At 52.5% G+C, this 20710-nt stretch carries 19 protein-coding genes; 8 read left to right on the plus strand and 11 right to left on the minus strand.

What is annotated here, in order from left to right:
- Nucleotides 1-40 precede the first annotated feature (40 nt).
- The 3 genes from amaB to HCZ99_RS03200 form a co-directional block, all read right to left on the minus strand.
- Nucleotides 41-1540, minus strand: a complete 1500-nt coding sequence (gene amaB / locus HCZ99_RS03190) for an L-piperidine-6-carboxylate dehydrogenase (RefSeq protein ID WP_167445399.1) — start codon at nucleotides 1538-1540, stop codon at nucleotides 41-43.
- Between the two features lie 66 nt (nucleotides 1541-1606).
- Nucleotides 1607-2911, minus strand: coding sequence for an aspartate aminotransferase family protein (locus tag HCZ99_RS03195; protein WP_254869408.1), 1305 nt, complete (start codon nucleotides 2909-2911; stop codon nucleotides 1607-1609).
- 87 nt (nucleotides 2912-2998) lie between these two features.
- A complete protein-coding gene (locus HCZ99_RS03200; RefSeq protein ID WP_167445401.1) occupies nucleotides 2999-4186 on the minus strand; it encodes an NAD(P)/FAD-dependent oxidoreductase in 1188 nt (395 codons plus the stop codon).
- A gap of 327 nt (nucleotides 4187-4513) precedes the next feature.
- On the opposite strand from HCZ99_RS03200, the gene gcvA reads away from it, so the two are divergent.
- The 3 genes from gcvA (at nucleotide 4514) to HCZ99_RS03215 (ending at nucleotide 7217) form a co-directional block, all read left to right on the plus strand.
- Nucleotides 4514-5434, plus strand: a complete 921-nt coding sequence (gene gcvA / locus HCZ99_RS03205) for a transcriptional regulator GcvA (protein WP_167445402.1) — start codon at nucleotides 4514-4516, stop codon at nucleotides 5432-5434.
- Between the two features lie 210 nt (nucleotides 5435-5644).
- Entirely contained in the window at nucleotides 5645-6178 is a 534-nt protein-coding gene (locus HCZ99_RS03210; RefSeq protein WP_175581372.1) for a methanogen output domain 1-containing protein, read from the plus strand.
- A 133-nt stretch (nucleotides 6179-6311) separates the two neighbouring features.
- A complete protein-coding gene (locus tag HCZ99_RS03215) occupies nucleotides 6312-7217 on the plus strand; it encodes a GGDEF domain-containing protein (RefSeq protein ID WP_167445404.1) in 906 nt (301 codons plus the stop codon).
- Between the two features lie 79 nt (nucleotides 7218-7296).
- Here HCZ99_RS03215 and HCZ99_RS03220 read toward each other — a convergent pair whose 3' ends face one another.
- The 8 genes from HCZ99_RS03220 to HCZ99_RS03255 all read right to left on the minus strand — a co-directional run bounded on the left by HCZ99_RS03220 (nucleotide 7297) and on the right by HCZ99_RS03255 (nucleotide 15691).
- Nucleotides 7297-8145: a heme ABC transporter ATP-binding protein gene (locus HCZ99_RS03220; RefSeq protein ID WP_167445405.1), complete on the minus strand. Its 849-nt coding sequence runs from the start codon at nucleotides 8143-8145 to the stop codon at nucleotides 7297-7299.
- Entirely contained in the window at nucleotides 8142-9218 is a 1077-nt protein-coding gene (locus HCZ99_RS03225; protein WP_254869409.1) for a FecCD family ABC transporter permease, read from the minus strand. The genes HCZ99_RS03220 and HCZ99_RS03225 overlap by 4 nt, the downstream gene beginning before the upstream one ends.
- A gap of 4 nt (nucleotides 9219-9222) precedes the next feature.
- Nucleotides 9223-10092: a heme/hemin ABC transporter substrate-binding protein gene (locus HCZ99_RS03230; RefSeq protein WP_167445406.1), complete on the minus strand. Its 870-nt coding sequence runs from the start codon at nucleotides 10090-10092 to the stop codon at nucleotides 9223-9225.
- Nucleotides 10093-10095: 3 nt separating this feature from the next.
- Complete coding sequence (locus HCZ99_RS03235) at nucleotides 10096-11169, minus strand: hemin-degrading factor (RefSeq protein WP_167445407.1); 1074 nt, start codon at nucleotides 11167-11169, stop codon at nucleotides 10096-10098.
- A gap of 63 nt (nucleotides 11170-11232) precedes the next feature.
- A complete protein-coding gene (locus HCZ99_RS03240) occupies nucleotides 11233-13299 on the minus strand; it encodes a TonB-dependent hemoglobin/transferrin/lactoferrin family receptor (RefSeq protein WP_167445408.1) in 2067 nt (688 codons plus the stop codon).
- A gap of 124 nt (nucleotides 13300-13423) precedes the next feature.
- Nucleotides 13424-13591, minus strand: a complete 168-nt coding sequence (gene hemP, locus HCZ99_RS03245; RefSeq protein WP_167445409.1) for a hemin uptake protein HemP — start codon at nucleotides 13589-13591, stop codon at nucleotides 13424-13426.
- Between the two features lie 165 nt (nucleotides 13592-13756).
- The gene (locus tag HCZ99_RS03250; RefSeq protein WP_167445410.1) at nucleotides 13757-14983 is read right to left on the minus strand and encodes a CynX/NimT family MFS transporter; all 1227 of its coding nucleotides are present in this window, start codon (nucleotides 14981-14983) and stop codon (nucleotides 13757-13759) included.
- Nucleotides 14984-15058: 75 nt separating this feature from the next.
- Entirely contained in the window at nucleotides 15059-15691 is a 633-nt protein-coding gene (locus HCZ99_RS03255) for a LysE family translocator (protein WP_167445411.1), read from the minus strand.
- 351 nt (nucleotides 15692-16042) lie between these two features.
- On the opposite strand from HCZ99_RS03255, the gene HCZ99_RS03260 reads away from it, so the two are divergent.
- The 5 genes from HCZ99_RS03260 (at nucleotide 16043) to HCZ99_RS03280 (ending at nucleotide 20670) form a co-directional block, all read left to right on the plus strand.
- The gene (locus HCZ99_RS03260; RefSeq protein ID WP_167445412.1) at nucleotides 16043-16339 is read left to right on the plus strand and encodes an SCP2 sterol-binding domain-containing protein; all 297 of its coding nucleotides are present in this window, start codon (nucleotides 16043-16045) and stop codon (nucleotides 16337-16339) included.
- Nucleotides 16340-16365: 26 nt separating this feature from the next.
- Entirely contained in the window at nucleotides 16366-17019 is a 654-nt protein-coding gene (locus HCZ99_RS03265) for a DUF6134 family protein (protein WP_167445413.1), read from the plus strand.
- 69 nt (nucleotides 17020-17088) lie between these two features.
- Complete coding sequence (locus HCZ99_RS03270; protein ID WP_254869410.1) at nucleotides 17089-18375, plus strand: OmpP1/FadL family transporter; 1287 nt, start codon at nucleotides 17089-17091, stop codon at nucleotides 18373-18375.
- Nucleotides 18376-18472: 97 nt separating this feature from the next.
- Entirely contained in the window at nucleotides 18473-20164 is a 1692-nt protein-coding gene (locus HCZ99_RS03275) for a long-chain-fatty-acid--CoA ligase (protein ID WP_167445414.1), read from the plus strand.
- A 101-nt stretch (nucleotides 20165-20265) separates the two neighbouring features.
- A complete protein-coding gene (locus HCZ99_RS03280) occupies nucleotides 20266-20670 on the plus strand; it encodes a MerR family transcriptional regulator (protein ID WP_167445415.1) in 405 nt (134 codons plus the stop codon).
- Nucleotides 20671-20710 lie beyond the last annotated feature (40 nt).

The following is a 20710-nucleotide window of genomic DNA, read 5'->3' on the forward strand; positions in this document are numbered from 1 at the left end:
AAACCGGCGGGACTTGGATCGACGCTGATCGGGCGAGTGATCAAATATCGAATTTAATACCCTGTGCCAATGGCAGTTCGCGGGAATAGTTGATGGTGTTGGTTGCGCGGCGCATATAAGCTTTCCAAGCGTCCGAACCGGACTCGCGCCCGCCACCGGTTTCTTTTTCACCACCAAATGCGCCGCCGATTTCAGCGCCTGACGGGCCGATATTAACGTTGGCAATCCCGCAATCCGAACCAACTGATGACAGGAACAATTCGGTTTCGCGCAGATCGGTCGAGAAGATGCAAGATGACAGCCCTTGTGGCACATCATTTTGAAGTGCGATGGCTTCTTCAAGCGTTTCGTAGGTCATCACATACAGGATCGGCGCAAAGGTTTCGTGCTTTACGGTGTCAGTCTGACCCGGCATTTCAACAACCGACGGCGTGACATAAAACGCATCGGGATATTTATCTTCGAGTGTGCGTTCACCACCATGAACGGTACCACCATCTTTTTTGGCGTTCGTCAGGGCAGTCTGCATGTTGGTGTAAGCTTCTTCGTCAATCAGCGGACCGACAAGAACGCCATCTTCAAGCGGATCACCGATTTTGACCGACTTGTAAGCAGCAATAATTTTCGGAAGAATCTGGTCCTTCACATCTTTATGCACGATCAGGCGACGCAAAGATGTGCAACGCTGACCACAGGTACCAACAGCAGAGAACACAACCGCACGGACCGACATATCAATGTCTGCCGACGGGGTTACGATCATGGCATTGTTGCCGCCAAGCTCAAGAATGGTACGACCAAAACGCTGGGCAACACGCGGTGCAACTTCACGGCCCATGCGGGTCGATCCAGTTGCCGAAATCAACGACACATCGCGGCTGTCGGTCATAATTTCACCGATCTCGCGATCCCCAACAACAACCTGATGCAGATTAGCTGGCGCATCACCGAATTTCGCAATCGCCTTTTCCAGAATCTTCTGACAAGCCAAGGCGGTAACCGGGGTTTTTTCCGACGGTTTCCAAATCACGGCATTACCACATGCCAGCGCAAGGGCAGTATTCCACGCCCATGGTGCGACCGGGAAGTTAAAGGCGGTGATCAGGCCAACAACGCCCAGCGGATGCCAATTTTCCATCATTTTGTGGCCCGGACGTTCGGACGCGATGGTCAAACCGTAAAGCTGGCGCGACAGGCCAAGGGCGAAATCGCAGATGTCGATCATTTCCTGAACTTCGCCAAGACCTTCTTGATAGATCTTGCCGCATTCAAGCGACACCAGACGACCAAGCGGTTCTTTGGCCGCGCGAAGCTCATCACCCAGAAGACGGACCAATTCGCCGCGGCGTGGACCGGGGACCTGACGCCATGCGCCAAACGCCTTTTTGGCATTGCCGATCACATCGGTCATTTCGGCCGGGGTGGTTTCAGTGACATTTGCAAATTCTGAACCGTCGACCGGGGTCTCGACACTCAGCGTTCCGTTGGTAATCTCGGCGTCGGACAGGCCAAGTTCGGTCAGGATGGATTTGTAACTCACGATAAAATTCCCTTCGTTTTTCACTCTCCGGCGCGCTGCACCGGCAAATTTGATCTTGGTTCCGGGTCAATCTTTTGTTTCGGCCACCTTGGGCAAAAGCTTGGCGATGATGGCAAAGGCCTCATCGACCTGATCGAACGGAATGGTCAAAGGTGCCAGCAGGCGCACCACATTGGCGTGTTCACCACTTGGCATTAACAATAGCCCGTTTGAACGGGCCAGTTGCAACAAGGTTTGCAGACGTTTGGCCGACGGCTTGCCGTCATCTGCAATCAATTCAAAGGCACGCATCGCGCCAATTCCGCGCATATTGCCGATCACATGCCCGCCGGGCAGATCTCGCAACCACGCAATATGGGTGGCGTATTTCTCGCCAAGCTGTTTGGCGCGACCCAGAATGTTTTCGCTTTTCAAAACGTCAAACACACCGGTTGCCGCCGCACAGGCGACAGGATTGCCCGAATAGGTCCCGCCAAGCCCGCCTGGGGCAAGTGCGTTCATCACATCCTCAGCACCCGTGATCGCCGCCAGTGGGAAACCACCGCCAATCCCCTTGCCCATCACGAGGATATCAGGCGCGACACCAGAATGCTCAATCGCAAACATCTTACCTGTGCGAGCAAAGCCCGACTGGATTTCATCAGCGATTAAAACCATACCGTTTTCATCGCATATCCGGCGTAACTCGTTCATAAAATCACAATCACAGGCACGAAAACCGCCTTCGCCCTGCACCGGCTCAATCACAATGGCGCCAACCGATCCGGGATCGGCGGATACGGCAAACAGTTTGGCCATCGCATCCAAGGCATCCGAAACAGATACACCGGTTTCTGGGCATGGATATGGCAAATGCCAAACCGGCCCGGGCAAAGGACCCAATCCAGTTTTATAGGGCTTGGTTTTGCCCGTAAGCGCCAATGTCGCCAATGTGCGGCCATGGAAGCCGCCTTCAAAGGCAATCACACCGGTGCGTCCGGTAAACGCCCGGGCAAGCTTAAGCGCATTTTCCATCGCCTCGGCACCGGAATTGGTCAGCATCGATTTTGCTGCGCCTTCGATGGGGCAATTTTCAGCCAACCAATCGGCTACCGCGACATAGGGTTCGTGGGGCAGCGCGTTAAAGCAGCTATGGGTAAAGCGCGCACACTGTGCGGTTACGCGGTCCATCACCACCGGATGACGATGCCCGACCGTTAAAACACCAATTCCGCCAACGAAATCGACATAACGGTTGCCCTCAACGTCCCAGACTTCGGCATTTTGCGCCCGATCCAGATAGACCGGATGCACATTGCGCACACCATGCGACACACTGGCTTTTTGCCGTGTATCGATTGTCGCCGCACTTTGCGGTGCATTTGTTGTCATTTGGTTTGCATCATCTCGGGGCATTGGGGGTTGCTCCGGCTAAATTAAGGTAAAAGACTGATTTCGCTGTATCGTTACGAAATCGAACTAAATAACATTAAGCTCAAGCACCGGGGCGTTGTCGCGAATGCGCTGATAGCCAAACACGGATAAATCAAGCGTTTGATAGGAGCCGGTGGTGATCAGCTCGGCAATGCCGCGCCCAACAGCCGGACTTTGTTGCAAGCCATGACCGGAAAATCCGTTGGCAAAGACAAAGTTTTCCACATCTGTGTGGCGGCCCAAAATCGCGTTTTGATCCAGCAAGTTATACGAATAATGTCCGGCCCAGGCGTTAACGACCTTGATCGCTTCAAACCGTTCGCAGCGCTCATACAGGCCCGGCCAAATGATGTCGTCAAACAGGCTGTGATCGACATCAAAATCCCAGCATTCCGTGTCGCGATCCTTTGGCGGGGCAATGCCGGTGATGAAAAACTCGCCTTCGGGACGAACGTAAAGCCCACTTGGGTCAATCAACATCGGGCAGCTTGCGCTGATGTCGGCAGCGTCCCGGCAATTAAACACGAAAATGCAGCGTTTGCGCGGCTCGACCGGAATTTCAAGGCCCGCCATTTTGGCAACCTTTGAACTGCCCGTACCGGCGGCATTGACCAATGTGCCACAGCCAAACCGACGGCCGTCTTTTAGGACAACACCGGTCACGTGATTGCCATCGCGCAGAATATCGACAACTTCGCCGTCAATGTAATCAACACCACGGCGGCGTGCCTGTTTGCGGAATGACTGCATCAGGCAATAGGCATCAAACCATCCCTCGCCCGTGCGTCCCCAGCAACCTGCGGCCAGATCGGATGTGTTCATCCACGGATATTTTGCCGCCAGATCGCCGGGTTCCATCCATTCGATGTTGGCGCCAAATTCGATCTGGGTTGCGTGATTTTGGCGCAAAATGTCGCGGCCATCATCGGTCGCCAACACCAAATACCCCTTTTCGTGCAAGGCAATATCAACGTCCGGATCAAGGTCGCGTTGCAAGTTGCGCAGGAATTCAATGCCAAAGGCCGACATTTCGATATTGATCGGGGTCGAAAACTGCTGACGAATGGAGGCCGCCGAAAGCGCGGTCGAACAAAATTCATAATTGGGATCTTTTTCGATCACCAATACGCGGCCCTTAAAATCATCCCGGCCGCTTAGGAACCATGCGATGGAGCTGCCAATAACCGCGCCACCGACGATGATCACATCGTAATTTTGCTCTTCTAAAGCCATTCTCGCCTTCTACCCGATAATTTTTTGAACACGTCCGGCTGATTTTTTTGCCGTTTTTGTTGTCCCGTTTTGCCGGCTTTTTTTCCGGTCTTTTTAAGTTTGGCCCATCATCAAAACGCTTTATGACGGCCTGATCGTCAAAGACTTATCCTTCGGAATAATTATCGATCAACAATCCTGCGGTTTAGTGGCCACTGGCCAAGCTGTCGTAATTTTGTGCGTCAAATCGATTGGAACCGTTTAAAACGGTACGCCTTGGAAGAACAGCAAACAAACGATATATTCGCACCACATCATTCCATTTTGTTATGAACTGGGAATACCGCCATGCGCCGCGTCCTGCCATCCCTGACCGCCCTGCAATTCTTTGAAAGTTCGGCACGCCATCTATCCTTTACGCGGGCGGCCGAAGAATTAAACGTCACCCAAAGTGCGATCAGCCGCCAGATCCGTGCGCTGGAAGAATATCTTGGCCGGGATTTGTTTCGACGGATCAAAAAGCGCCTAAAACTTACTGCCGCCGGCGAAGCATATGCCGCACAGGTACGTGATCTTTTGGACCGGGCCGAGGCCGCCACCTTGCAAGTGATGGCCTATTCCGATGCGGGTGGGATGTTGAATGTGGGGACATTGCCGACATTTGGTGCCCGTTGGTTGGTCCCGCGTCTGGGTGATTTCAAAGCGACCTGGCCCGATATTCAGCTTAATCTGCTGACCCAAACGCGCGAATTCAATTTCGACCGCGAAGGCATTGATATTGCCGTTCACTTTGGCGATGACAATCTGCCGGGTTGCGTATTTCATCGGCTGATGGGCGAAACCCTGATTGCGGTTTGCGCCCCCAAGATCCTTAAAGAAAATGACGATCTGCCGATTGCCCGTGAACGGGTGCGCAATTGCACGCTGCTGCAACATTCCACACGTCCACGCGCCTGGGAAGACTGGCTTGCTGCGGCCGGTGTGGCGGTGGTTGATGAATTGGCCGGCCCCCGGTTTGAACATTTCCACATGGTGATTCAGGCGGCTGTCGCCGGGCTTGGCTTGGCCCTATTGCCGGAATTTTTAGTTCGCGAAGAACTTGAAAGTGGGCGCCTGGTAGCACCATTTGATATCTCTATACCGAACCAACACGCCTATTACGTGGTCTATCCGAAGGAAAAGGAAAATAACTTCGCCGTGCGCGCATTCCGCGACTGGCTGTTAAGCGCGTCCCAGACCAGCGAAGAAACCCGCGCCCTTAGCCGGTAAGTTGTTCAGATTCCAAAGCGCCTCTGCGTCGCAACAAAGTGAACACAGCTTGATAAAATTCGAACGCCAGCTGCTGGTTGGCTGTCATGAATTTGTATCAGGCTTTTATAATTATTATATATGAAATTCGGTATGTAAGGTTCATCCTACAAACGATGCGCGCGAATATCGTGTGCACGTACGGGACACCTGATCGGAAAGTGAATGCAGATGACGGGGTCTATTGAAAATACGCCCAAGGGCGACATCGACTTCGACAAACAGTCATTCTTGATCAATATCATCCGTGACCTTAGCGGAAACCTTCAAGACTTGATCGGGCTTGAAGAAGCATCCGGCATGATCAGCATTGTGGGCGCGACAATCGGCAAAGATCTGAATGATCGTTATCGCGCCCTGTATGACACGGATCAAATGACGGTCGAACAGGTTTGCCATGCCCTTGTCGATTTAAAACAAAAGATCGATGGTGGCTTTAAAGTTACCGAAGTGACACAAGACGCGATTGTTCTTGAAAACACCGCATGCCCATTTGGTAAAGCCGTCGTTGGTCGCAAATCAATGTGCATGATGACCTCGAATGTTTTTGGCAAAATTACTGCCGAAAACCTTGGATATGCACGCGTCGAGCTGAAAGAAACAATTGCAGAAGGCGACAAAGGCTGTCGCGTTGTTATTCAGTTAAATCCCTTGGCATCCGTTGAGGACGTTAACGGGCGTGAGTATTTCCGCGAAGATGACTGAAACCGTTCGCCAACTCGTTTCTCAGGACGTCGCCCAAACCGCCAAATCCCTGATTGAGGCGATCAGCGATGCCGTGATTATTTGCACGACAAAGGGTCAGATTGCCTTCATTAATATGCCCGCACGCCAGTTGATGAAGGATGTCAGCACCATTGGCGACAATCGTATCGAAGAGTTAACGATCTTCGATCTGTTTCCACAAAGTACTGATAGCATTAATCAAATCCTTTCGCTTTGCCGAACTCAAAGCGGCATATTTCCCGGCGTTTTACAGACTAGAAAGGGACGCTCAAACGCAGGCGATGCAGATAACCTATCGCGGTTGCCCCTACAGTGTTCGATGTTGCGACTGGGATGTGAACGGCCAAGTCATATCTTGCTGCGCTTTATTGACGTCAATGCGATTACACGACAAAGATTTGACGACCTCAACAAAGCCCTTCGCAAGAAGAACCGACAGCTTCTGATCGAACGTGAAATTTCGCGCAAAGACACGCTGACCGGTCTGTTGCAGCGCTCAACGCTGTTTGATGAACTTCCGCGCTATGTTCAGGATGTGGACACTGGCGCCAAGCCAACATGCTTCGCGGTTCTTGATCTGGATAACTTCAAAGAGATCAATGACCTATATGGCCACCCATGCGGTGACAAGGTGCTGTCTCATATTGGGAAATTACTGATAGACGAGTGTCGTTCACTTGATAAAGCTGGTCGCATTGGCGGTGAGGAATTCGCATTAATCCTGCCCAATACCAGCTTTGAAGACGCCAACAAAGTCTGCCACCGCATTCGAATGCGCATCAAACAAACTCCGGTCACCTACGACGGACACCAGATCACATTAACGTCGAGCTTTGGCCTCACGGAGGTTCGGATCGGTGAAGCGGTTAAGGACATCTATAAACGGGCCGATTATGCTCTGTATTCTGCCAAAAAAGCAGGCAGGAACAAGGTGGCAACGATTACCGCAAACTCTGAAAAACCCAAGATCACATCTGCCAAACAGATGAGACTCAGCAGAGCAACTGACACGCTCTAACGCGCATGCTGGCGTAAGTTGCCATCGTATTTCGATCCGACCACGTCCGCACACGCGCATATCGATTTCAAACGACCTTCTAAACCGGTTCTTGTGCCTGGCTGACCAAAACCGCCCCACCGACCGGATCGGGAATCGCGCGAATAGGGCTTTTAAACACGGTCGAAAGCAAATCAGGCGTCATGACATCAGTCACCATCCCCTGTGCGACCAGTTCGCCCGATTGTAAAACAGCAACCCTGTCGGCATAGGCCGTAACCTGATTGAAATCATGAAGGATCATCAGGACCCCGACCCCGTTTTGGCGGGCTTCGCGTCGGGCCACTGAAAGTAACGCGTGCTGATGGGAAACATCCAGCCCCGATGTCGGTTCATCAAGCAGCAAGAACCGACCATGCGCGCTCCCGTTTGAACGGATGGCTTCGTCCTCAGGTACCGTTTGCGGGTTCGCTTCGGTCATGCCCCAAACTTGCACAAGGGCGCGGGCAAGATGAACGCGTTGCTTTTCCCCGCCCGAAAGCGCTGGATAGGCGCGATCAGCCAGTTGTTCGATATCGGCCAGTTTAATCGCACGGGTAACCAACGCATTATCAAGCTGACGTGATGATATTTTGCGAAACGGCGATCGTCCAAGCGCCACGACATCGCGTACAGGAAACGGAAACGTCATCGATGTTGCCTGTGGCATCACCGCACGTTCGCCCGCCAAGCTAATTGCTGGAACGCTTGCGATATCACGACCATTTTGCAAAACAGCCCCGTGGACCGGCGAATATTCCCCTGCCAGAACCTTTAACAAGGTCGATTTCCCTGCCCCGTTTGGCCCCAAAACGGCCAAGACTTCTCCGGGGTTTAGCGAAAGGGAAACATCACGCAGCAAATAACGGCCGCGCGCCATAAAGCTGATGTTTTGCGCCGTCAGGCTCATATCCGCCGCCTTTTCTTTTCACGCAACAAAAGACACAGGAAAAAGGGCCCGCCGACAATCCCGGTCACAAGACCAATAGGCAATTCGGCGGGTAAAACAATGATGCGCGCAACGGCATCCGCACCGGTCAAAATCGCCGCGCCGCAAATCGCCGATGCGGGCAGGACATAGCGATTGTCTGGCCCGGTCACCAACCGCACAAGATGCGGGGCCACCAACCCGACAAAGCCAATAATCCCAGAAACCGCCACCGCCGCACCAACCACCAAGGCGGTGACAACAGTCGCCCGGCGTTTAAGGTTTTCGACCTCGACACCAAGATGGCGGGCTTCGGCCTCGCCCAATAAAAACAGGTTAAGCGACGTGCCCAAACTCACCAAATAGGCCGCGCCAAGGGCCATAATGATTAAGGCGGGTGCATCGGCGGGACCATTGCCCGACAGTGCCCCCATTTGCCAAAAGGTCAGGCTGCGGAGCTGTGCATCATCGGCCATATAGGTAAACACCCCCACCCCGGCAAAGGCGATGGCATTGATCGCCACCCCGATCAGCAACATGATCGCGGCGTCGGTGTGCCCATCCTGACGCGATAGGATCCGTACCAACGCCGTTGCGACAACCGCCCCGGCAAAGGCCGCAACCGGCACACCATACGGGCCCACAACCGCATAATAGCTGCCCAATACAAGGTGACCTGCAACAATCATTGCCACAGCCCCCAGGGCCGCACTGGCCGAAACCCCGATGATCCCGGGATCGGCAATCGGATTGCGAAACAGGCTTTGCATGACCGCCCCGGCAAGCCCGAGGCCTGCGCCGATAACAATCGCCCGTACAATACGTGGCAACCGCAAGCTATCAAGAATACGCGCATTAAAATCATCAATGCCCGTCGGCCAAATGCCGATACGATGACCCATATGATGGATAACATCAGCCAGATTAATCTTGGCCCCACCCATTCCCAACGACACAACGGTTACAGCCAGCAATCCCAATCCCATCAGGATCAACATCATAACCGGCCGACGTATGGGCATGCTTTCCTGAAGAGATGCCACCATCTGCTTCATCGCATCATTGCCCTAAATGAGCCTGCTGGGACTGCTGATGCAGCGACGTGGCCAAGGCCCTGATTTCGGACGCCGAAGACGGACCAAAACCAAGAATAGTAGATGATGAAACCGTCAGGACATGACCATTGGCCACCGCCTTGTTCAGGCCCAGGACCGGATGGGCCTTAAGGCCGTCCATCCCGCCCAACTGATCAATTGTTGACTGGGTGACTAAAACGTAGTCCGACGCATCTGCGGCGATGATTTCCGATGACACCGGCTTAAAGCCATCAACATCATCCATACTATTGCGCCCACCAATCAGTTTGATGATTTCTGCGGCGGTTGTGCCGTTTCCGGCGGCAAGTGGTTTGCCATGTCCCACCACCATCAGAAACACGATGCTTGGGTGATTTTCGGTTGCAAGCTTCGACACACCGCCGATGTCAGATTTGATCTTTGCGTTCAACTCTTTGGCTTTGTCTTGGCGGCCCAAGGCACCGGCGGCAATGCTGATGGCATCTGGCAAATTTTCCATCTGATCAAGCGACGGAAGTGTGACGATCTTAATGCCCAAATCGCTTAATTCTTTAAGGACCGGCTCTGGCCCGGCTTTCTCAACCGCGACAATCAAGTCGGGCTTCAAGCTAATGATCCCCTCGGACGCCAATTGGCGCATATAACCGACCTTGGGCAGGGATGACACCGTTTCAGGCCGTGTGCTGGTGGTATCGACCGCGATCACGTCGTCACCTGCCCCAAGGGCAAAAACAATCTCGGTTGCTGGTGCGCCGACAGTAATCACACGCTGAGGTGCATCCTCGGCCAAGGCTGGCAAGCAAAAGCCAAGAAAACCAACAACAGCCAAGCTAAATCCAAAAATCGCGCGCATCACTTACTCCGCCGCCGACGCTGTTTCGGTTTCGAAACGGGGCATGCTTTCGGCCATTTTCTGCCATTCTGGGTTTTCCGGGTCTTTGGGTTTGCGTTCGCCACAGAAAATCGCAAAATTGTTCAGCTCGGCGTCATAAAGCTCGATCGTGGTGATCTGACCTTCACGGATTGGTTTGCGCACAAGCCACGCTTGGGCGATCAAATCCATGCGCAGATGCAATGTGAAGTTTGGATCCATAATATTGATCCACGTGCCCATTTCACGAATGGTGTTGATCGGGCCGGTATGGATTTGAATGGCACCACTATTGCCGACAAAAACCATAATCGACAGATCGCTTTTTGCCGCCGTTTCCAGCAGTTTTTTAAGCGCGTCACCCCTAAGACGTTCGGCAAATTGACGCCCCACCAAACGCAAACCTTGGTGGCGACCGACGTTGAAATCCTTAAGCAACCCGTGGAACTGATGCACATCCGTCATGCGTTGCCAATGGGCGCGCAGGTTTTCAACGTCAACGTCGCTATCATTGGCCGTCACCTTTTCGGGCAAAGCTGGCAGGGTCTCGATGCCTGGGTTTTGATTATCGGATTTAAAATCGGCAATCAGTGCGTCATAGGCATCTTCGTTTGAGTTCCCCGTCAGGAAGACCTTATGAATGGCCCCTCCTTCATGGTCAAAAAACTGGAAGCTACGGCGTCGTCCTGCGCGCGGATGATGGGTTTCCACCGCAAATCCATGCCCCCAACGTCCCAAAAACAGGCGCAAATCAACATCCCCATTCAGCACAAGGCCCATCTCGCCATTAATACTGACTTTGCCGAACGTGCCGGTTTTCTCATGCACAACATTGACGTTACGGGTCAGAATTTTGACCTCACCCAGCTCTTCCAACCGGGAAATCAAATCCCCCCAGTCCGCATCAAGGCGCACAACATTTTGCCCAATGCCCGCAGCAACCAGCTCACCCTCGGTCAGGCCAAGCGCACTTGCGATATCAACCGCATATCCTTTGGCTTCGCCGGCGGAAAATGCGGACCAAGCTTCTTGTGGCGTTTTAAAATTGTTTTCAGTCATGGCGATTAAGTACCTCCTTAAAGATCAGACGATGCAGAAGTCGCGCCGTCTGATCTGAAGTGATTAGAATTTCATGCTTGCGGAAATTTTGACGTTGCGGCCCGGCTCATACAGGGTGGCAGCACTGGTGCGGTATTTCTGATCGAGGATGTTATCCACACCGAAATTCACGGTCAGACCATTGACGACGTCATCAGCCTGCCAGTTGGCAAACAGATCGAATGTCGCATACCCATCGCGTTCATCTTCTCCGTCTGGCACCCGTTTTTGCGCGTCGACCATATTGGCCCGTCCGCCGACTTCGACACCGTGATCGACAAAGCGATACCCGCCAGAAAGCGAAACCTTATCGCCGGAAATATTGGACAGATATTCACCCGTCCGGGCGTTTTCCCCGCGGATGCGCGCCGCGGCAATGCCGGCAAACATAACGCCGGTGTCATAGTTTAATTCCGCCTCAAAACCCTTGATTTCGGCTTCGGGCAGATTTGAACTGGTTGTCGTTCCCGCCATGATATCGGTTGATTGTTCGATATAATCTTCGACCTTGTTGCGGAAATAGGACACCTTGGCGCGCAACGCATCGCCACCAACAAACAGGTCATCGGCCTTAAAGTTAGAGCCAAATTCCCATGTTTTGGCCGTTTCGGCATCCAGATCAGGGTTGGGAACAAAGAAGTTGTCCGGGCCAAAGCCACCCAGCGAGAAATGAAGCCCGTCATTGTAAAGCTGATTTAGCGACGGGGCGTTAAAGGCCTCGGCATAGCTAACATAGGGCTGGAACCAGTTGGTCACGCGGTAGCTTGCTGAAAAGCGCGGCGAGATTGCTTGATCACTGCGATCTTCCTGACCATCCGCCGACAAATCAAAGGAATCAAACCGAACACCTGCACCCAATTCAAGGCGGTCGGTCACCGCATAGGTATTGTCGATATAAACCCCTGAAATCAGCATTTCGGCATCTGGATACCACCCCGGCGTTGGCGCGCCGTCACGACGCCCTTCTTGGCTATCTTCAAAAATCTCGCCGCCAAGGGTGGTGAACAGCTCTCCGCCCGCCAGATCAAACCGAACCGTGTTGCTACCTTCCAGCCCGATTGTTTGAAGTTCGCGCTTATCATCGCGGCCATCACTGATACGGACTTCATGGATGTCACTATCCATGCCATACAGCCGCACTTCCGCATCCACCCAATCATTAGCACTGTCATCATACTCATAGCCAATAACAGCCGTGGTCTGCGTGCTTTCGCGATCCGTCAAATTGGAAATGCTGGTCCCGTCGGGGGCAGATGGCAATTCATGATCGTCGCTGTATCTTTGCAATGACAAAGTCAGGCGGCTAACGTCATTGATATCAAGCCCCGCCTTAAGCAATCCGTTGACGTAATCATCATCGGTAAAGGGTTGCTCTTCGCCGTTTCCCGCCTCGAAATCATCGGTATTCTTGCGCGTAATGCTTAAAAGAACGTCCGTATTATCGGTCGGTCGGCCATAAGCCATGCCGTTCCATGTCATGCCGTGATCGACCGACGTGTAACCGGCTTTAACTCGGGCACCAATCTTTTCACCTGGCTCAAGCATGTCGTTGGCATCAATTGTCGTTAAGGCCAACACACCGCCAAGCGCACCGGTGCCCTGCATGGTCGATGCGGGCCCGCGGTAAACCTCGGCCTGTTTGATCAGTTCAGGATCGATAAAAAGCCCGCCCTTATGCCCGACATTCAGGTTTGCACGCGCACCATCAACACGAATGACAACGCGGTTATCGGTAAGCCCGCGAATGATCGGCATCTGAACGGTGCTGCGTGGCCCACCGGCAATCTCAACACCCGGTGTCCCGCGCAAAATATCGGCAAGATTATCAGGTTGACGACGTTGAATTTCAGCATGATCAACAATCGAAATCGATGCAGGCGCATCAATTGCAAGGGTTTCGGTTTTACTTGCAGTGACCGAAATCGCATCAAGCGTGATGGTCTTGTCAGGCATAGATTTCAGCCCGTCACCGGACGCTTGATCAACCGCTTGTGTTTGGGTGGAAGTTGCTTGTTGGGCGTTGGCAGAAATGCTCAGCGCTAGTATGGAAACTGTCGCCATCAGAAAGCGCGCAGAAGTGGTTCGAACCATGATGTTCCCCTGTAAGGCAGCTTTGGACCATTTTTGGGCTGGCTGGCTGGCTTGTGCGGGGCACTGGCGCGCTGGCTGGCGAATTTATTGAATATTTAAGGAAGGTTAGCGTCGGGTGACGCTGTTATTTTGTCAGGATCAATTTGTTGTTTGACGTCAAACGCAGGTGATATTCATCGCCTTGATGAACAATGATAATTTCCCGAGCATCCCCCATCAAATCACTGACGTTCATTTGTTTAACCGCGCCGGTTTTTTCCGCCTTTTGCGGTTTGGCTGCGATGTCGGGCATCGCAAACTCCTTGCGTTCATGAATGTTATTAATAATGATTTGCATCTCTATATTCTTATTGCGAATGCAAGTCAAGTTCACGTCTGTGAGCTTTCTCACAACACGAAAAACCCCGCCATGATCAGTTCATGCCGGGGTTTTGTGCTGATCTAGTTTTCGGGGTGTTTATTCGGTGCCGATTTTTTCGGGTGATCCGGCCCGCATCGCAGCAAAGATCTGGACCGCAACCACGACAAACAGGAACCAAAGTGCAACCTGCCAATCCCCCAAAAGGTCGTGCAGTGCACCAAACAAAACTGGACCGATCGCAGCAAACAAATAGCCCACCGATTGCGCCATCCCGGAAAGACGGGCCGAGGTTTGCGGATCCGCCCCACGCATCCCGACAAGGGTCAAGGCAATGCTGATCATGCTGCCCTGCCCAAGGCCAAGGCACACCGCCCATACATACGGGAACGAAGTTGTTGCAAAAACAAAGCCCGGCACGGCGATCATCAGCGGGATATGCAAGCACAGCATCGCCAGCTTTTTATTGCGGAACTTCGAATAAATCAGCGGTGCCCCAAAGGCGGCGGGAATCCCAAACACGTTAAACAGGGTTAAAAGCGTGGCGGCTTCGCCCTCGCTCATGCCTTGATCAATGAACACTTTGGCGATCCAGGCGGTGCCGGTATAAAACATCAAAGACTGGCACCCAAAAAACAGGGCCAACCACCATGCTTCGACATTTTTCCACAATGATATTTTGACCAAATTGGACGGCACAACCGCCTTATGGCGGTATCGAAGCATCGGCAGCCAGCAAACAAACGCAATTGCGGCAAACACCGCCCATACCCCAAGTGACCAGCGCCAGTCACCATCCGCCGCGTTCCGAATTGGAATTGCCGAAAAGGCCGCAATGGTCGCACCGGTCGACATGGTAAAGGTATAAAGTGCTGTCACCAGCGCCACACGCGCTGGAAAACTGCGCCGCACCAAAGACGGTGTCAGGACATTTAAAACCGCGATGGCAGCGCCCAGAATAATCGTGCCAACCACCATAATGCCATAGGCACCGGTGGCACGAAGCCCCTGCCCGATGGCAATGAACAGCAACATCGCAAGCAAGGTGGCCTCAAGGCCAAAGCGCTGACCCAAACGCGGGGCAAAGATTGATAACACCCCAAAGCTTAGAACAGGAAGCGTGGTCAGAAGGCCAAGCTGTGTTCCCGAAAGAGCAAGGTCATTGCCGATAATCTCGGCCAGCGGTCCAAGGCCGACAATGCTGCCGCGCATATTGGCGGCCAACAGCAAGATTGCGATCAAAAATCCAATATGCGCGCCAAGGCGATGAAACCCGCGCCCGGATTTGTCGTCCGGGTCTGGTTGTGGGGCATGTTGGTTGGTCATTCGGTGGCTCCGATCAGAAGTCGATTTTGTCCGTGGTGGCGGCAAAATGGAAAGAATCAAATTATATACGCAAGGTCACAGCGGCGAGATACCCCAAAGGACCCGCAAGGCGACAAGGACAAACAAAACCGCGATAATGCGTTCAATCCACGGGGCGTGATCACGTAACCACGGCAAGACAGCCCCATGCGAAAGGCCGATCGCGACCAGGCAATACCATCCCGCATCAATCGCCGCGGCAGTAAAGGCCAGCAAGAACTTGCCGCCCCATTCAAAATCAGGGGATACGAACTGGCTAAACAGCGCCAAAAAGAACAATGCGATTTTGGGATTAAGAAACGCGATCATGAACCCGTCACGCGCCGCCTGTATCAAAGACCCGGAAAGGTTCCCGTTCCGCGCGACGGTAAATTTTTCCCCTGATCCGGCCGCGCGCCATGCCTTGATGGCAAGCCAAATCAGATAAAGCGCGCCCAGAATGCTGACCGCATTGTGAAATACCGGAACGGTCTGAAACAGGATGCCAAGCCCCGTCATCGTGATGACGGCGTAAAATCCGATGCCCAATCCATGCGCCACCGCACAGGCGAAACCGGCCTGACGCGATTGGCCGACAGAATAGCGCAACACAACGGCCAAACTGGGCCCAGGCGTCATCGCACCCAAAATACAAATGGTTGCAACAGACAACCACGCGGCAAAGCTCATGACGGTTCCCCAAAGTGGCGGAACAAAACGCCCCGCCGTGATTGCCGACTTTATGCGCCAGCTTTGTTTGATCGCCAAGCTATCGGCTTGTCAGAATCGTTTCAATGTAAATGAAGGCCATTAAAACCTGTATCAGATGCAGCCCTGCCCCATTTTCTGCATGATCACTTCCGACATTGCGCAACCACTTAACCGGGCATATCGATTTTTTTATCAATTAAAGCGTTTTAATTTCAGCACCTTATTTGCAATTCAACTGTCGCTTTCGTAATTTGTTTTACGTTAACGTCACTTTGCGCTAAAATTTCGACACAAACATAAAAAAACACCGTCTTTAAGAGGGAGGCGTTCGTGGATGACATCCTCGAAACCGTAAAAGAAAAGCTTCCACAATTGCGTGGTTTGAATGCTGTCGTCGCCTTTGATTGCGGCGAGGATGGTCAGATTGTTGTCGATGCCACCGGCGATGAACCGGAAATCACCGATGACGACCTGTCTGACGCAGACTGTGTTCTTAAGATCAAAAAAGCCAACCTCGAAAAGCTGATCGCTGGCAAGCTTGATCCAATGCTTGCCTTCACCATGGGCAAACTAAAGATCAAAGGATCCATGGGCGTTGCCGCGAAATTGTCTTCGATGCTTGATTAGGTCTCTTTTACGGTTCGGGGGAACCCATGCGAAAAAGCGTTTTAAAACAGACCATAGCGGCCTTGGTTTTTGGGACTGCCCTTATCGCGGTGCCCACATTCTCTTATGCGGATGAAGTCCTGAATTTTCATGTCCTTAAAGGCGGCGAAAAAATTGGATATGAAAAAATCGAAATCACGGATACGGAAAATGGCCGCACCGTTAAAATCACCGGAAAGACCGATGTGACGGTGCTTTTTGTCGATTACCATTACGCACACGAACGCACCGAGAAATGGGAAAACAACCAGATCGTCTCGGTCGAGGCCAAAACCAGTGAAGACGACAAAACATACGATTTTTCAGTAAGCTATCAGGATGATTGCTATGAAATTTCTGGAAAGCATGTCGATGAGCGTAAGGCCTGTAACGGCGCCTGGCCTGTCAGCATGTGGAAGGAAGACGTCACAGGAAAAACGTATCTCTATAGCGTCATTAACGCCGAACCATATGAGGTCAAAACCAAGAAGGTCGGTGACGAAACACTTATGATCGAAAACCGGGAAACACCGGCGGTCCACTATGTGATGACCGGGGATGCCGAGCGCAAACTCTGGTACGACAAAAACGGAAAACTGCTCAAAACCAGCTTAAAAAAAGAGGGTTACGACATCGACTTTATAAGAGTTGATGCCCAATAAAAAATTACCAACCAAAAGTTTCATTTAGAAAATCGCCAACGAGCGAAGATCGTGTTCAGGGAGGAACAAATGACACAGATGTTGAGCAAGGCCTGCCTTCGCGCGGCCGTTTCGGGTACCGCATTGCTCGGTTCCCTTGCCATTGCAACCACAGCCCATGCTTCGGGTTACCAGTTACGCGAAGTAAGTGGCACCCTGCAAGGGTCATCGTTTGCGGGCATGTCGACCTCTTCGGCTGATGCCTCAACCATATTTTTCAATCCGGCGAATATAGGCCAGTTCGACCAAAGCACTTATAGTGTTGGTGGATCGTTGATCATGCCGAAATCGACGGTGAGAAATGCCTCAGCAAATGCACCGCTCGGCCAAGACGTTTCCCGGTCAGACTATGGCGACATGGCACAAGATGCGTTTGTTCCAAATGCCCACGCCGTATGGAAGCTTACAGACAACCTCAATATGGGTATTTCACTGACATCGCCTTGGGGGTTGGTGACCGACTACGAAGATGATTTTGCGGGTCGTTTTTTTGGAACGACATCTTCTATCAAGACCGCGAACGTCAAGCCGGCACTCGCCTATCGTTTTGACAACGGCCTCGCCCTTGGCGCTGGCCTGCAAATTCAATATATGGATGCCCGTCTGGCAAGAGCGGTTATCACAGGGGCAGGCACCGAAGCCGCCTCGGATGTGACAGGTGATGATGTGGCGATGGGCTGGTCCGCCGGGATGAACTGGGAAGTTGTCCCAGGGACCCGCATCGGAGCCAGCTACACATCCGACGTTACCCATCACCTAAGAGGTGACATCAAATTCGGATCAACGGCAGCCTATAACGACCAGAGCGCCAAAGCAAAAGTAACAACCCCTGAATTCGTCACATTCGGTATTGCCCAGGATCTTGGCGAGAAATGGACGATCATGGCCGATGCCCAATGGACAAACTGGACGTCGCTTACAAATCTGACATTCAATTACGGCGGGAACATCAGCAATCTCGGCACTCCAGTCACCTCTACCTCAGAATATTACAACTGGAGCAGCGCTTGGTTCGGCACTCTCGGTGCGCGCTATCAATATGACGAGAACTGGGCCTTCACCGGGGGCATTGCTTATGATCAGACCCCGGTTAAAACCGAGCATCGCTCGGTTCGCTTACCGGACTCAAATCGGTATTGGGTTTCCCTTGGCACATCCTACAAGGTCAACGATTGGGCTGACGTAAGCTTGGGCTATACGCATATTTTTGCACACGAAGCCCACGTCAACGTGCGTGATAGCTCCAACAACACATTTTCTGGTGATTACGACTCGAAAGTGGACATCATCGCCCTGCAGGCAAAGTTCCAATTCTGATCCCATATATACCGGTACGGCTGTCTATTAATGGACTGGACCGTACCGGCCTTTTTTCTATTCATAAAGTGACGTTAACGTAATGGAGTTAACGCAGATGAACCAAATAAACGTTCAAGAATCCCCCACCCTGATCAACGGGGTTGATGTGAGTTCGCCGGTGCGCACCTGTCCGGTCCATGAGATTTTTGAAAATGCTGCTGCGCGGTTTCCCAACCGCCCCTGCATCGATTTTATGGGCCGTGTTTATGATTACAAAACCATCAATGACCAGATTGATCGCGCCGCCGAGGGTTTTAAACAGCTTGGCGTGCGAAAGGGCGACAAGGTGGGTTTGTGCCTGCCCAACACGCCTTATTATGTGGTGTGCTACTACGCGATCCTGAAATGCGGTGGGGTGGTGGTCAACTTTAACCCGCTGTATGCCAAGCGCGAGATTGCCTATCAGATCGAGGATTCTGGCTGCCGAATGATGGTGACGCTGAACCTCAAACAAATTTACCCAAAAGTCGCGGCCTGCCTGGATCACACCTGCTTAAAGCGGATTGTCGTCTGCGAAATGAGCGACATTCTCCCCCCGATCAAAAGCGTGCTGTTTTCCCTGTTTAAACGCAGCGAACTGGCCGAAGTCCCCAGCGATTTGCGCCATATCCCCTATGAACGTGTCATTGGCTGCAACCCCATCGACACCTTAGTCGCTATCGCTGTCGATGATCTTGCCGTGCTGCAATATACCGGCGGCACAACGGGGCGGCCCAAGGGGGCGATGCTGACGCACGCCAACCTCAGCGCCAATGTGGATCAACTGACCCGCTGGATGCCCGATGCCAAACCGGGACATGAAGTCACAATCTGTGTGCTTCCGTTTTTCCATGTCTTTGCCATGACGGTAGCCCTCAACACCTCGATCAATTTGGGGGCCGAACTTGTCCTTCAGCCACGGTTTGAACTCAGTGCCGTTCTGCGCGCCCTTGATAAAAAACGCGCCACCATCTTTCCCGGCGTTCCAACGATTTACACCGCGATCAACAATTCGCCCGAAACAGCCAAACACGATTTGTCGAACATTCGATGCTGTATTTCAGGTGGCGCGCCGCTTCCAGTCGAAGTCAAACACCGGTTTGAAGAAATCACCGGATCAAAGGTGGTTGAGGGATACGGCCTGACCGAAGCCAGCCCGGTTTGCACCTGTAATCCGTTGAAAGGGATTAACAAGGAAGGATCCATCGGGCTTCCGATGCCGGGGGCCGAAATTGAAATTCGTGCGCTTGAACGGCCCGATCACTGCGTGCAACTGGGTGAAAAGGGCGAGGTATGCGTCAAAGGGCCAAACATCATGCCCGCTTATTGGCAAAACCCGGCTGCAACCGACGAAACCTTTGTCGATGGTTGGCTGCGCACCGGGGACGTCGGATATCAGGACGCGGATGGCTATACCTTCCTTGTAGATCGGTTAAAGGATGTCATCCTGTGCAGCGGCTATAATGTATATCCGCGCGCGATTGAAGAAGCCCTTTATCTGCATGACCAAATCGCCGAAGTCACCTGTATCGGTGTCCCCGATAAATATCGTGGTCAGGCGCCAAAGGCATTTGTCCGCCTGATCGACGGTGCGAACGATATTACCGCCGAAGACCTGCGCGCGTTTCTCGATGACAAGATTTCAAGAATCGAAATGCCCCGCGAAATCGAAATTCGCGAAGAACTTCCCAAAACAATGGTCGGCAAACTGTCAAAAAAAGAATTGGTCGAGGAAGAACGCCAGAAACGGGAACAACAGAATACGTAATGACGAGTTTGGTTAGGAGTTCCCCCCCTAAACCGCTCGATTTTACGTTAACGTAAACTTATTGACGCAATGATAAAATAGAGTACCATAAGGGCCATAACATGACCAAAATTGAGGAGCGGTTTTATACCGTGCCGGAACTGGCCGATGACCTTGGCATAACGCCGCGCACGATCCGGTTTTACGAACAAAAGGGGCTGTTAAACCCGCAACGCGCTGGGACCACACGGGTTTATACCCGGCAAGACCGCGCCAAGCTTTTGATCATTCTGCGCGGAAAGCGGCTGGGGTTTAGCCTGCGTGAGATCGCCGATTACCTTGATCTTTATGGGGCGGATCCCACCCAGGCAGAGCAAATTAAAATGCTGCTCAGCCAAGTGCGCGAACGGGTGGCAGACCTAGAAGAACAACGCCAAGCACTTGACGTCACATTGGATGAGTTGCGCGAAATCGAACAACAATCAATTGATGCGCTGAAAGAAAAAGGACTCGATCCGGAATCGTAACAAATATGGATCGGGTAACAGGACAGTTCAGGAAGGAAGA

Origin of the sequence: Thalassospira lucentensis, assembly GCF_011806425.1 — a bacterium.
In the GTDB taxonomy this organism is placed as follows: domain Bacteria; phylum Pseudomonadota; class Alphaproteobacteria; order Rhodospirillales; family Thalassospiraceae; genus Thalassospira; species Thalassospira lucentensis_B.